Source organism: Marinifilum flexuosum (genome assembly GCF_003610555.1).
Taxonomy (GTDB): domain Bacteria; phylum Bacteroidota; class Bacteroidia; order Bacteroidales; family Marinifilaceae; genus Marinifilum; species Marinifilum flexuosum.
This window is the reverse complement of record NZ_RAPQ01000008.1, coordinates 1,687,845-1,702,982: the sequence shown is the minus strand read 5'-3', so window position 1 is coordinate 1,702,982 and position 15,138 is coordinate 1,687,845. Positions and strand designations below refer to the sequence as shown.

The window sequence follows — 15,138 nt, the reverse complement described above, 5'->3', positions numbered from 1 at the left end:
AATCTTATCCAAAATTGTATTTGACAGCTCAGTGAGCAATTAATGATTGTACTCTTTTACTGTACTTTTACTCTCCTTCATTGTCATATTCGCATTTACATCCTTGCGCCAGTCCTGAATTAGTTGCAATAGCTCATCACGCTCTTCAGGTAGTTTGTCGGCAAGGTTCTCGCTCTCCATAATATCATCTTCCACATTATACAATTCCAAAGAATCTTTCAGATAAAAATCGATAAGCTTATACTTGCCCCTTCGTACCGCAGTGCTATTGTAGTCTCCTGTTCTTAATGGTCTGGCCAAACAGTTGTGCCAGTAAATTGCTCGTTGTGGATTAGGGTTCTGTTCTCCCTTCAATGCCCAAAGAAAACTTTGACCATCTAAATGATCCTGTGGGCGCAAGCTCATTCCACTTGCCTCCAGAAAAGCAGGAAAAAAGTCTGTTCCTGTAATCAATGCATTACAAATGGAACCTGGTTTTGTCACTCCATTCCATTTTACGACCAAAGGAACGCGCACTCCGCCTTCATACAAATGACCTTTACCGGCTCGCAATGGATAATTTGAGGTAGCCAATGGACGAACTTCCGTTCCTGTATTTGATAATCCTCCATTGTCAGAGTAAAATACTACAATCGTATTGTCCATTTGTTTTAGGTCTTCCAATGTTTTCATAAGCCTACCTAAACTCTCGTCTACACTGTAAAGCATGGCAGCATATTCAGCATTGTCTTGCCTCATTTTAGTATAACCATGACTTTCCCTGATAAATTCCGGCTGCTTAAATTCAATGGAATCCAATTTCCTTTTGAACTTTTCAATGTACTCTTTCTTAGCATGAAAAGGCTCATGCACTCCGTAATGAGACAGGAAGGCAAAAAAAGGTTGATCCGGATGATTGCCAACATGTTGCTTCAAATACTCAATTGTCTCGGTGGTTAATCTGTCGGTAAGATATTCGTCTTCATGACCATCTTCCAGTCCCAAAATAGGTATTTTAAACTGGTGATGTGCAGGTGAATTATAGGGGTAAAAGTAAGAAATAGGTGCTCCTGCATGCCCTCCTGCAATATTGTAGTCAAAACCTTGATTCTCCGGCATACTTTCTCCTCCCATCGTAAGATGCCATTTGCCAGCAAAAAATGTAGAGTATCCAGCTTCCTTCAAACCTTCTGCAACAGTTACTTCTTCAAGCTTCATTTTCCCTGGCCCCGGACGGTTTATTCTTGCCGGATATTTCCCAGTCATTATAGAATAACGGGATGGAACACAACGCGGATGGCTAACGTAGGCATTGGTAAATTTTACCCCCTGAGATGCCAGCCTATCCATATTTGGGGTTTCATAAAAATCCGACCCCAGATAATGGGCATCCATTCCCCCCATATCATCCACAAGAAAGTAAAGGATATTGGGCTTAACTTCCTCCTGATGAACGGAACAGGATTCTGTAGCTGCCAGTCCTAGTAAGCCAGTTAACAATAGTGAGGAGTTTTTTAATCGTTTCATGATTAGATTGTTCTGGTCTATTTTGAAATCACTCCTTGAGATGGATCTCAAAAAAAAGTTTAAAAAAAAGGAGAGGATGATGGAACAAACCATCCTCAACTCTCCTTTACTTATTCATTTCTTTTCAAGTCATCTTCCCGATTACCTAAAAAGATTTTCTATGAAATTATTCTTCAAAAACAGGAGCTGTTTTCTTCACAACTTCAATCTTTACAGCATTGAAGCAAGCTCTTGTAAAGCCTGTTGCTGGTGTAGTAGATGTTACTCTCCATTGCAAGTATAACTTGTCTTGAGCAGGATCATCAATTACAAATTCTGTTTCGATCTGTTTAAAATCTGTTTTATAATTATTTACAGCCCACTTGTCACTATTCTCATCAATTAATAAGTTCCACTCTGCATCAACAAAGTTTGAATTGTCGATAAGTTCTGTTTTGGTATATCCAAAATAAAACCTTCTTAATACATTATCCGACTGAATTTTACCAACCGAAGTTTCTCCAAAGGAAACCTTCATTTTTCGGTAAGTGCCATCCATATCTACTTCGCGCAATAATGGAGCATCAATTTCCAGGTTCTTACCAAGATTGAAAGACCATCCGTAGGCAACAAAACCTGTACCTCCATCAGGTGCATGTTTGTATGAGATAAACTCAACTGCAGAAGCATTTAACTTGCTTGTTTCGAAATAGGCATACTGGTCATTCACCGGACGAGCTTCTTTATCCGCATAAGCCGATACATCTATATCATCCATTGCAATCTGTTCCCAGCTATTGGCTACAGAAATGGTAAAGAGTTCATTATAGTTTACTTCAAAACCAGCTTCATCCACTACTGTAATATTTACAGTGTAGTTTCCTTCATTTAGATTGCTGTCTTCTGCCAGTGTAATTTCACCCGAATTGGCATCAATACTTAAACCTTGGATATCGGTATCCTTTAAACTGTAAGACAAACCAGTACCCAGATCTTCAGTTTTTCCTCCAATTGCAGTACTAAAGCCAGACCATGAAGAGATCGCTACGTTTGTAAACTGTACTCCATTGTTTGTGTAATACAATTGTGGTCGGTCACCTACGGTCAACTCAACAAGGTCTGTAAAGTTCTTAACTCCTTCGTTGGTTTGAACTTTTAGTGACAACTGGTGCACTCCTGCCGGTACATTCTTAGAGGTTTTACTCAATGCTCCCGTTGTACCATTAATCTCGATACCTTCCGGAGCCGCCGTTAATTCATAGCTTAATACTTCAAGGTTTTCATTGTCGCTACTTACTGCAACTGTGGCAAATTCTCCCAACTGTCCGAAAGCCAATTCAAACTGGTTGGTATTGTAAGCAATGGTAAAAGGCAAATCAACAATATCGATGGCAGCAATATTTTCAAAAACTTCTACACCACCAATATGACTAACACCAACGCTAAAGCTGTATCTGCCAAATGCAAGTTCTGAAGCACTCTTACCATTTGTCGAGCTAATCGATATCACTCCTGTTTCAGTATCAATGCCAAACAAATCAGATACAGCACTAATATCTTCACCACTATCGGCACTAACTCCTGCCAAATTAAAAGAATAATCGCCTATGGCAACATTAACATTTGCCTCTGCGGTTTGAATCAACTCTTTTGGTCCTGAGGACACTGTTTCATATGCTGAAAGAACTGGTAAGGATAGTTCTTTTTCTAATGGACTAATTTCACTTGAATCATCACAAGCTGTAAAAACAGGTACAAGCAATGCTGCAAACATGAAATATGTTCGTATATAATTCTTCATTTTTTCAGATTTTTTGGTTAGTGATAAATATGCGTTGGTACTAGCCAAAAACGACCAACACATATTCAATCATACATTCGGACTTGTTTTAATATCCAGGATTTTGATCTGAGGCAGAAATATTAGGATTCGCCGTAATTTCAGACGCTGGAATTGGGAACAACATGGTTCTCGCATTGTCTGCATATTCAACATCTCTTGATTTAGTAAAATTATAGATTGGAGTATTGTTATGCGCGTCAATTACTTTTTCCTTAAAATAGTCATATCCTCTTCTGCGAACATTGAACCAATCGTGTCCTTCTCCTAACAACTCAAAATTGTACTCTGCCATAATTGCTTCTCTGAATTGTTCCTGACTTAAGCCAGTCCAGTCTGTTGGTTCAGCCGTAGGTGTATCTGCCGAATTTCTTGCACGATCCAATACTTCGTTCACATATTGATATGCATTGGCAGGTCCATTCAGTTCATTCTCTATTTCAGCCAGCATCAATAACAAATCGCTGTAACGATATGCTACCAAATTCATATTTGTATTATAATTTAAAGATTCTGTGTTCTTTATGAAATATTTGGCAAGAAAGGGATAACTTTTATCCTTATTCTGTCTGCCTTTGAAAACAGGATAAGTTTTCTGAAGTGTAGCTTTTCCTGTAGAATTGTATTTGTACCACTCTGTTTGGAAAGTTGCTCCAATTCTTGGATCGGCAGAATAAGCTGCTGCATGCTGGTCATACATTTCCACATTAGGCTTAATTCTTCCCCAAACACTTCTCCCCAGGTTACCATTACTTGCCGTAAAAAGTTGTAGGTGACGAAGTGTATTTTCAACGTTTCCTGCAATCTCAAAAATAGATTCAGAAGTATAGTTGCTGGTTTCTTCGAACCATAGGCTACGATAATCTGCAACCAATGAGAATTTCCCATACACTTCGATTGCTTCATTGTAAGCCAACTGCCAATATTCTGTTTCTGCACTGGTTTGATTAGCTGCCAGAGTCATATACACTTTTGCAAGTAACATGTTTGCAGCATAAGTTGTAGGGCGACCATCTACTCTGTATTCATCCAGATTTACTTTTGCCAATTTAGCATCAGAAATAACCTGTTCATAAATTTGAGCTGAAGAACTCAATCCTGCATTTACATTTTCGCTGCTGGCAGGCTCGATACGTAATGGTGCTTTACCATACAAACGAACAAGATTAAAGTAAGTAAATGCTCTTAGGAAGTAAGCTTGTCCCAACATATCCTTGGTAGCATCTTCACTTAAACTGCTCTTGTTTATACCTGCAATTAAATCATTGCAACGCTCAATGGCTCTGAAACATCCTTTCCAAACATTCTCTACGTAATTTTGAGAAGAATATGGATTTAAAGCTGCGATATCTTTTAGGTTGGCATCTTTTCCTGTATTGTACAATCCAGATCCCAAATCAGTAAGGTGGTGAAAATCGGCTCCCCAATAATTAAAATCGGCCATTCCCGAATAACAACCATTCAAAACAGTATTCGCTCCTTCAATATCCGAAAAAAGTAATTCTTCTGAAGGAAAAGTTGGATCTTCATCTAAGGAACATGCTCCCAACATTGCTCCAACCAAGATGAAAGAAAGTATATTTTTTATCTTTAATTTCATAATTTTTCGTTTTTTAGATCCTTAGAATGTTACATTTAAACCAACCAAAAAGCTTTTGGCATTAGGAGTGCCTGTCCAGTCAACTCCCATGATGGTTCCGTCGTACATAAAACTTGTTACCTGCGGATCGTATCCACTATAATCTGTAATGGTAAACAGGTTGCGTCCTGTTACATATAGGTTCACTTTACTAAGACCAAGAGATTCTACCGGAAGATCGTAACCTAAAGTGATATTACTCATTCTAAAATAGCTGCCATCTTCCACAATACGATCGGTGAACACTTCATTTAGATCGTAACCAACTCTTGGGTGAGAATTGGATGGTGCTCCCGGACGCCATGCATTATAATATGCTTCGGAAAGTACATTTTTACTGTTTCCTTCTGCAAATGCAATCTCCATTGAGTTACCATTGGCAATCTGGTTGCCATAAACTCCCTCAAACAATGCACTAGCTGTAAAGCGCTTGTAATTAAAATTGATATTAAAACCATAAGTAAAGTCAGGGTTTGGATCTCCAATAAAGGTTCTATCCAATTCATTGATATTGCCATCACCGTTCTGATCAACAAAAACAACATCACCTGCCACATTAGCATTTCCCTGGTATGTTGGTCCTTCTGCTGCCGCTGCCTCATCCTGATAAATCCCATTGGTTTTATATCCCCAAAGCATTCCAACAGCTTTACCTTCCATAAAAATATTGGCAGGAGCTTTAAAATATGTTCCTGTAGAAACATTGTTTCCTAGGTAGAATACCTCTTTCGATTCAACTCCATTGTTCCATACCGAAGATGGATCCAAGCCCAATTCAACTACTTTATTTCTGTTAAAGGAGATATGACCACCAACATTTAATGAAATGTCTTTCTTATCGATAATAATTCCATCCAGAGATAGCTCAATCCCTTTGTTTTCAATCTCTCCTCTGTTAATTGGCATTGTTGAAAAACCATTGGAAGAACCAATTTGAATTTCCTGCAAAAGATCCTCTGTTCTCTTATAGTAAACATCTGTTACAAGGCTCAAACGACCTCTGAAAAATGACATATCCAAACCTGCATTGTATTGGGTAGTTGTTTCCCAGGTCAAATCAGGATTTGAAATGTTTCCTGCCACATTTCCGATAGATGTATTATTATTGGAATCTACATAGTATACCGTATTGTAGTTTTTAAGTGTACTATAAGCATCAATGGCCTGGTTACCTGTTTGTCCCCATCCCATTCTTAACTTTAAATTCTCAAAAACGTTTAGGTCTTTTACAAAATCTTCTTCAATCATTCTCCATGCAAAAGCAGCCGCCGGGAAGTAACCATACTTGTTTCCATCGGCAAATTTAGAAGATCCATCGGCACGGAAACTAACAGTAAATACATACTTATCCATTAAGCTATAGTTCACACGCCCCAGAAATGAAAGAATTGACTCTTCGTTTGTAATCTTATCCAATGGCTGGGTAATAATACGTCCCAATTCAGGAGCATCTATCCCTAATGATTTAATTGGAAAGTCGGTAACCTCATATACCGAAGCTTCTGCATGACTTCCATCGAAAGTAACACCAACAGTAGTATTGATACGGTGGTTATCATTCAACTTTGTGTTATACATCAACAGGTTATCCATTGTATAAGAATAGCGATCAAGGGTAGACATGGCCAATACACCATTTTCCTTCTGTCCTTTAAACACACCTGTATTCCAGAATCTTGACCTGTCTTTATTGCGATAGTCCAATCCTCCCTGAATCTTATACTTTAATCCTTTTGCCAATTCATAGGTAAGCGATGATGAAGCATTAATTCTAAGCTCCTTAGTTTCATCCTGGTAATCAGTAAGCCAAGCATATGGATTTGAAACATCAAGATCAAGATCATCACTATCTTCATCTCCAAAACCTACAAGTGGAGTATACGACAACACCTGCTTGGTAAAGCTTCGGTTTCCTCCCGATTTACTTCCTGATTGTGCAAAACTTCCATCCTGGTAAATCATGGAAACTCTGGTATCCAATTCTAACTTATCAGTTAGTTCGTTGGTCATATTTAATCGAAGGTCTCCTCTTTGAATTTGCGAAGTTTCAACAATTCCTTTCTGATCAGCAAAACCAGCCGAAAAATAATATTTCGACTTTTCACCTTTACCACTCACCGTTACACCTTCGGTATGAGTAATTCCCATTTCATATACTTCATCCTGCCAGTTTTTATCCTCCATAGGATTCTGTGCAATAACCGGAGATTCTATTCCTGTATTAGGATCTACCACATAAGTAATGTCATACACTTTATTATCTGGAGAGATATGGAAGTTTACTTTATTGCCTTCCAACAATGCAGTTTCATTGCGATATTTCGCATATCCTACACCATCAAGCATGTCTAACTTCTTCGAAATCCATGAAAACTCCACAGAACCATAGGCATTAATTTTTGCTTTGCCATCGCCTTTTTGTCCTTGCTTGGTAGTAATTAAAACTACACCATTTGCACCACGAGAACCGTAAATTGCTGTTGCCGAAGCATCTTTTAAAATTTCGATACTTTCAATATCACGAGGATTCAAACCTGTCAACCCGTTCTGAGGAGACTGAAGCTCATTGGCGTCAGTAGAAGCATCCAATACATCCTCACCTGCAGAACTAATAATAACACCATCAACCACATATAATGGCTCGTTGTTTCCACGCAAACTGTTCGTACCTCGAATACGAACACTTACCGCTGCTCCCGGAGAACCCGGATTCGATACTACCTGTACACCTGAAGAACGCCCTTGTAAAAGTGCATCAACACTCGAGTATTGTCTGGCAACGTTTTCGGACTCTTTTACTTTTGAAATAGAACCAGTAACATCACGTTTGCGAACTTCACCATAGCCTACAACTACAACCTCTTCCAGAGATTCGGTTGATTGTTGTAACACTACATCAATCACCTTTTGGTTTCCTACAGGAATTTCCTGACTTTCAAAACCAATAAAAGAGTACAGTAAGACCGCTTCTGTTCCCGGAACTTCAATCGTATATTTTCCATTAATATCGGTAGTAGTACCAACAGATGTACCTTTTACCAATACATTTACACCGGGTAGGGTCAACCCGTCAGTTCCGCTTATTGTTCCTGTTATTTGGCTTTGTGCAAAGGATTGCAGCCCCAAAAACAGAAATAAAAGAATAATTTTAAGTCGTTTCATTGAAATTTAGATTTAATGTTAACAGTTGCTAAATTCGCTATACCACAATCGAAACGGGTTCATTCATAGTTCTAAAAGCTTAAATTAACGTTCTCTCCATCTTATCCCGAAGCAAACCTCCAATGGTAACAACCTGTTTTTCTGAGCCTAAAGAAGACAATCATTCAACGTTCACATCTTCTTCTCAAACTCAAATTGCAAACTACATGTCCTACCTTTGCCATAAAATAACAAATGGCTCTGTAATGCAATAAACACCATGGTTTCCAGATTAAAGAATAATACTAAAATCCTTTCTTTACAGCGTTAACATTTCTTTCTGCAACAAAGAAACGAAAATACTTTCTGTTGTCACATACCAGGGTTTAACTATCGTTCTTCAATGGTGTGTTTTCCGTTCTTTTCGCGCTGTTTCTCTGCGAGTTTAAGCTTCAATCCGTATATTTGTTACAAGTTTGATCACCAATCAATTTTATTGATTGAGATGAATATTTTAGCCAATATGATGCAGAAATTTTACTTACTACTTACTTCAATTTTAATCTCAGTTTGCTTTTCGGTTAAAGGAATCGACCTGAGGCACCTTACCATCCACAAAGGACTGAGCAACAACATTGTGTATTCGATTGCCGAAGATTCTAAAGGACTTCTTTGGTTCGGCACTCGAAATGGAGTTAACCGATACGATGGATACGAGTTCAAGCATTATAAACTTGTATCTGACAATGAGTTGAATTCAGAAAACAATGTTGCCAAAACCTTATTAGTGGATCGAAGTGACAAACTTTGGGTAGGAACACTAAATGGACTTTTCTCCTATGATGCTGAAAAGGATACTTATTTCAGGGTAGAAGGTACAAATGCAAAAGAATTGGCTTCTTTGCGAATTAATGTATTGACTGAAGATAGTGAGGGTAACCTCTTAATAGGTGCTGATAACTCAGCCTACATCTTTAAATCAAAAGAAGATTCTTTGATTAAAATTAAAGAGATCAACACTCCAGTTTTGTCTATTCTTCCATTTGATCAACAGCATTTTATTATTGGAACGAGCAATGGGATATTTAAAATAGATGCTAAAAATTATAGAATAAGCCCGCTAAATGAACTAAAAACCAACAAATACCAATTGTCAAATTCCTACTGTAATTACTTGTTTCGTGATGCTGTAAACCGAATATGGATCTGTACTATCGACAATGGAGTTTTTATTTGGGACTTAGCAAAAAAAGAAATTACAAAATGCAATAGTCTTAGTAGTGAAATTGCAAATGGAATATGGATTAAAAAAATTATTCCAATTAATTCAGGATACTATCTTGTAGGTGTTGATGGTCTTGGAGCCTATATAATCAACGAATCTTTTGAAATTTTGAGAAATTTTAATCACAATGAAGATAAACCTAATTCTTTAAGTAGTAATGGTGTATATGATTTACTTCGTGACGACGAAAATCGTTTTTGGATTGCCACATATGGAGGAGGCGTTAATATTTATGACCCTAACTTTCTACCTTTTAAACCAATACAGCACATTGTAAACAAGAAAAATTCACTGGCCAATAATACAGGAAGGGCAGTTCTTGAAGATTCATTTGGAAACATGTGGTTTGGAACCAAAAAAGGCATCAGCAAATTAAATCCTTCTACCAATCAATGGCAACACTTTTACAACAGGACAAATCAGAAGAAACAAATAGGCAGCAATACAATTCTTAGCCTTGAACAGGTGAGCAATAACGAAATATGGATTGGCAGTTATGGTGGCGGAATAGATCAATTAAATTTATCGACAAGAAAGATTCAGCCAGCATTTCCTAAACATGTGCTGGAAGAAAATGAAGGAAGCATTTACGTATATGAAATTTTAAAAGACAGAGATGGAAATATATGGATTGGCTCAATCAGAGGCAAGTTATTAAAATACAATCCAACTACGAAAAAGATAATTTCTTATCCAATTTATAGCGTTCAGAATATATATGAAGGAAGTTCCAACTTCCTATACATTGGTTGTCGTGAGGGCTTCTATCTTTTTAACAAAACCAATGGGGAATTCAAACTTTTTGTGCCAGACAAAAATAATCCTGATGCAATTAGCAGTAGTGCCTGTTTTTGTTTTTATGAAGATAAAAATGGTAAGGTATATATCGGAACAGAAGGAGGTGGATTAAATATTTTCAATCCTAAAACAGAAAAATTCAGCCACTTTACACAGAAAGACGGTTTACCTTCTAACACCATATATGGCATCCTTCCCGATAAAAAGGAGCAAGTTTGGTTGAGTACGACAAATGGCTTATCTCTTTTTAATCCTCCTGGCAGGAAGTTTGTAAATTACGATATTTCGGATGGTTTATCCATTAAAGAATTCAGTATTGGAGCTTCTTGCATCACCTCAAAGGGTAAAATGATATTTGGAGGCGAAAGTGGATTTGTATCCTTCGATCCTCTTCAGATTCAGAAAATACTAATAGCGCCCAAGATATTTTTTACCGATTTTAAAATATCCAATAAATCTTATCCAATAGGTGATCCTAATACGCCACTTTCAAAACATATCGACTTAACACAGAAAATCGTACTGGATTACCACCAAAACTCCTTTTCTTTTGATTTTGTAGGAATTAACTACACAAATCCTGTAAAGAATCGTTACTCATGGAAATTAGAGGGATTCGAAGATGAATGGACTCCTTCATCTTCTGCTTCCATAGCCAACTATACCAACATTCATCCCGGAACCTATACATTTAAAGTAAGGGCCAGTAACCTGCAAGATGATTGGAATGGAAAGCAAAGAGAAATTACCATTAAGGTACAACCTCCTTTCTGGCAAACCTACTGGGCTTATGCCATTTACCTTATTCTTTTCTTAGGAATTGCTAGTTTTATTTTCAAATTTATCCGAATCCGAATTCAAGAAAAGAACTCCAATGAGAAAATTCAGTTTTTTATTAATGTAGCTCATGACTTAAAAACACCTCTAACTTTAATAAAATCGCCCTTAACCAGCCTTTCGTCAAGAGAAAATTTACCTAAGCAAGATTCCGAATTGCTTCATATGGCTCTTAAAAATGTAGATAAACTCACAACCTATTTTACCCAGTTGCTGGATTTTCAAAAGGCCGAAATGAAAAAGATGCAACTGCAGGTTGGCAGACACAATTTGGTAGAGCATCTGACCGAAGTGTCCAGTTCATTCCAACCTCTGCTCGAAAAGAAAAGGTTGCATTTTCAATTGCTATCAAGCCAGGAAGTAATTGAATTATGGTATGACCACTTAAAATTTGATAAGATTTTTTACAACCTGATTTCCAATGCAATTAAATATACTCCTGAGGAAGGAAAAATAAGCATATGTATTGAGTTAATGCGTAATCAATGTTTGATAAAAGTTGAGGATAGCGGAATAGGAATTCCTGAAAATCAACAGGAAAACATCTTTAAAAGATATTACCGTGCTACAAATGCCATTAACTCGGAGGAAACCGGCAGTGGCGTAGGCTTGCTACTTGTGAAACAACTGGTAAATGCTCATTCAGGCACCATTAGTTTTACCAGTAAACCTAAAGCCGGCACCAGCTTCTTTATCAAGTTCAAAATGGGCAATAAGCACTTCAATGTCAACGATTTTATCGATCAACAGACCGATGAAAAATACATTCCTGTATTTAGAACTTCCATTAAGCCTGAGGTAAAAGAGAACAAAGCAGATAAATTACCAAAACCAGATACAAATCTTCCAAAACTCTTAATTGTAGAAGATAGTAAAGAACTGAATACCTTCCTTGGAAAAGAACTAAGCTCTTCGTATCAAATTATGCAGGCTTCCAATGGTAAAGAAGCCCTTGAACTGATCAAAGAAGAAGAACCTGATATTATTGTATCGGATATTATGATGCCCGAAATGGATGGCAGAGTATTCTGTAATCATTTAAAAAAGAATATCGAAACCTGTCATATTCCAATTATACTGGTAACAGCCCTAACCTCTTCCGATTACAAAATTGAAGGCTATGAATTAGGTGCAGATGGTTACATTGAGAAACCTTTTGATTTGAGAATTTTAAAATCGAAAATTTCCAATCTCTTGAATTCTCATAAGGTTCTGAAAGAAAAATTCTTGAAACAGGAAGATACTTCCGAGCAAATCAATTACAAAAATGAACTCGACCAGGAATTTATTCAGAAATGCATGGATATTGTAAATGAAAACCTTGATAATACTGATTTCTCGGTTGAAGAGTTCAGCAAAAAACTCTTTATAAGCAGACCAGTATTGTACAGAAAGCTAAAAGCATTGACGGATCAGTCTCCTCAGGATTTTGTGAAAATTATCAGATTAAAAAAATCAGCTGAACTTATAAAAACAGGGAAATATAGTATTAGTGAAATAGCTTACAGCACAGGCTTTTCTGACCCTAAGTATTTTAGTACTTCATTCAAAAAGTTTTATGGTGTGAGTCCAAGTAAGTATGGTTCCTAAAACAAATGATATGAACTGTTGCAGGCAGCAAAAAAAAGAGCAATAAATGATATTTATTGCTCTTTTTTATTCTTGTAATTTCTATTCAATCACTTCAAAGGTCAGCTTGTGAAGATCCTCATCAAGTGATGATCCACCAATCATTACTATGAATTTGCCTGCTTCTACCTTCTTATTCATATCAATATCATAGAATTCAAGCATCTTAGGCGATATCTCGAATTCCAGAACTGAACTTTCATTGGGTGCAAGATCTATCTTTTTGAAAGCTTTCAATTCCTTTACAGGTCGTGTTACCGAACTATACTCATCACGAATGTAAAGCTGTACAATTTCATCACCTCTTCGATTCCCAGCATTGGTAAGCTGTACTGAAAGCTGAACAGTTTCATTCTTTTTAACTCTTTCTTTGCTCAGTTTTATATTGCTGTATTCAAAATTGGTATAACTTAAACCATATCCGAACGGAAATAAGGCACTACTTTCATCGGCTTTGTATTTGTGAAAATACTGAGATGGTTTGTGGTTATATACGGTTTGAATTTGCCCTGCATTTCGTGGAATAGAAATAGGAAGTTTTGCACTTGGATTAAACTTTCCAAACAAAATTTCGGCCACTGCCTGACCTCCAAAACTTCCGGGCTCCCATGCTTCCAACAGAGCAGAAACATTATTGGCAATCCATTCTACTCCCAAAGGTCTCCCATTTACCAATACCACAACAACAGGCTTTCCACTTTTGTGCAGAGCCTCTACCAATTGTTGTTGGTTTCCTGGCAACTGAATGTTTGAACGATCTGTATTTTCTCCACAGGTTTTATCATCCCATTTGTAACGCATGGAATTTTCACCAACAACTACGATGGTTAGATCATGATTTTTGGCAAGTGATGCGGCCTTTGCAATTTTTGAATCTTCAATTGACAATAAAGTCTCACCACAATTGTAAAAACTTAATTTACAGTTTGCCGGCGCTTCCTGTTCCAGGCCTTCAAATATTGTAAGCACATTTTCATCAGGTTGTTTTGCCGACCAATCTCCCATAATCGTTTGATTATTTGCATTGGGTCCTGTGACCAGAATTCTTGGATATTTTGTTGTATTGATAGGCAGTATCTCTTCATTCTTTAATAAGACCATTGATTTTCGTGCCATATCAAGAGCGGTTTGCTGGTGTTCTTTGGCAAATATCTGCTTCTTGGCCATTTCCAAATCGGTAAAAGGATTTTCGAACAAGCCCAAACGAAACTTTGCCTCAAGAATTTTACGCACCGATTGGTTAATTCTTTCTTCGCTTAGTCGGCCCTCTTCAACCAGTTCCCTTACAGGCTCGTGAAATCTTGGCCCATGCATGTGCATATCCATTCCTGCATTCACCGATAAATAACAGGCTTCCTTTTCAGTTTCGGCAACAAAGTGTAGATCTACCAATCGCTCAATATCCATCCAGTCGCTGACAAAGAAACCTTCGAAGCCCATTTCATTGCGCATCAATTCAGTCATGATATAATGATTGGAATGACAAGGCACACCGTTGAGTTCATTATGCGCTGCCATCATAGAGAATACATTGGCATCAATAGCCGCCTGATAAGGAGGGAGAAAAACTTCTCGTAGTGTTCGTTCCGAAACATCCATAGGAGCAGCATTGAGTCCGTTTACCGGTTCGCTGCCAGCAATTAAATGTTTGGCGCAGGCAATTACCTTATCTTCTCCGGTGAAATTATCCCCTTGCATTCCTTGAATCATGGCTACTCCCATCTCTGAAACCAAATGTGGATCTTCTCCAAATGTTTCACCTACTCTACCCCAACGAGCATCACGAGCGATATCAATGTTTGGAGTAAATGCCCATTGTGCACCCATGGCACGCATTTCAAGAGCGGTTTCGCGAGCACTACGCTCAACAAGAGCCGGCTCCCAGGTACTTGCCATTCCTATGGGCGTTGGATATACAGTTGCTCCTACATTTAAGGCATTTCCATGAATTGCATCAATTCCTATTAATACCGGGATTTTTAATCGGCTTTCTCTGGCCAGTTTTTGTAAATGATTGGCTTCTTCTGGAGTTTTCACATGTAAAAACGAACCTACCATTCCTTTGCGTGTCATATCTTCCAGATCTTCTACCGACAAATCCGGGTAATATCCCATTGCATCATTGTCGTGTAGGTCTTTCTCACTCATCACCATCTCTGCCTCCCTGATATGATCAGGCCCAACATACTGACACATTTGGGCAATCTTCTCCTCCAAAGTCATTTGAGACAGCAAATTTTCTACCCTAACATCAACTGGTAAATTTGGATTAAGATAGTTCGCTTCTCCATCATTTTTACTCTTGCATGATGAATAAAAGCCTATACAACCAACCAAATATATTGCCAGTAATTTCCTTTTGTTTCTTTTCATTATTGCTACTGTTTAAATCAAAATCTAAACATAGATATTGGCACAAAATTCATGGTTTAATCTAAATTCATTTAGGTTTAAACTAGGTTCTTAATTTGATTTCAAAAAAAA

General features: G+C 37.6%; 6 protein-coding genes. 1 reads left to right on the top strand and 5 read right to left on the bottom strand.

Annotation, left to right across the window (positions count from 1 at the left end):
• Nucleotides 1-39 precede the first annotated feature (39 nt).
• The 4 genes from BXY64_RS06890 to BXY64_RS06875 form a co-directional block, all read right to left on the bottom strand.
• Nucleotides 40-1,506 (bottom strand): sulfatase, encoded by a 1,467-nt coding sequence (locus BXY64_RS06890; RefSeq protein WP_170150600.1) that lies wholly within the window; start codon nt 1,504-1,506, stop codon nt 40-42.
• Between the two features lie 166 nt (nt 1,507-1,672).
• Nucleotides 1,673-3,286, bottom strand: coding sequence for a hypothetical protein (locus BXY64_RS06885; protein ID WP_147375928.1), 1,614 nt, complete (start codon nt 3,284-3,286; stop codon nt 1,673-1,675).
• An 88-nt stretch (nt 3,287-3,374) separates the two neighbouring features.
• On the bottom strand, nt 3,375-4,925 hold the full coding sequence (locus BXY64_RS06880; protein ID WP_120239159.1) for a RagB/SusD family nutrient uptake outer membrane protein: 1,551 nt from the start codon (nt 4,923-4,925) through the stop codon (nt 3,375-3,377).
• 21 nt (nt 4,926-4,946) lie between these two features.
• Nucleotides 4,947-8,126 carry a SusC/RagA family TonB-linked outer membrane protein gene (locus BXY64_RS06875; RefSeq protein ID WP_120239158.1) on the bottom strand — a complete coding sequence of 1,060 codons (3,180 nt, stop codon included), beginning with the start codon at nt 8,124-8,126 and terminating at the stop codon, nt 4,947-4,949.
• A 502-nt stretch (nt 8,127-8,628) separates the two neighbouring features.
• Here BXY64_RS06875 and BXY64_RS06870 point away from each other — a divergent pair.
• The gene (locus tag BXY64_RS06870; protein ID WP_170150599.1) at nt 8,629-12,615 is read left to right on the top strand and encodes a hybrid sensor histidine kinase/response regulator transcription factor; all 3,987 of its coding nucleotides are present in this window, start codon (nt 8,629-8,631) and stop codon (nt 12,613-12,615) included.
• Between the two features lie 81 nt (nt 12,616-12,696).
• On the opposite strand, the gene BXY64_RS06865 is transcribed toward BXY64_RS06870, so the two are convergent.
• A complete protein-coding gene (locus BXY64_RS06865) occupies nt 12,697-15,027 on the bottom strand; it encodes a glycoside hydrolase family 3 N-terminal domain-containing protein (protein WP_120239156.1) in 2,331 nt (776 codons plus the stop codon).
• Between the last annotated feature and the right edge of the window lie 111 nt (nt 15,028-15,138).

Excerpts from the sequence above, each read along its gene's own strand:
- BXY64_RS06890 (WP_170150600.1), bottom strand. The coding sequence starts at position 1,506 with ATGAAACGATTAAAAAACTCCTCACTATTGTTAACTGGCTTACTAGGA.
- BXY64_RS06885 (WP_147375928.1), bottom strand. The coding sequence starts at position 3,286 with ATGAAGAATTATATACGAACATATTTCATGTTTGCAGCATTGCTTGTA.
- BXY64_RS06880 (WP_120239159.1), bottom strand. The coding sequence starts at position 4,925 with ATGAAATTAAAGATAAAAAATATACTTTCTTTCATCTTGGTTGGAGCA.
- BXY64_RS06875 (WP_120239158.1), bottom strand. The coding sequence starts at position 8,126 with ATGAAACGACTTAAAATTATTCTTTTATTTCTGTTTTTGGGGCTGCAA.
- BXY64_RS06870 (WP_170150599.1), top strand. The coding sequence starts at position 8,629 with ATGATGCAGAAATTTTACTTACTACTTACTTCAATTTTAATCTCAGTT.
- BXY64_RS06865 (WP_120239156.1), bottom strand. The coding sequence starts at position 15,027 with ATGAAAAGAAACAAAAGGAAATTACTGGCAATATATTTGGTTGGTTGT.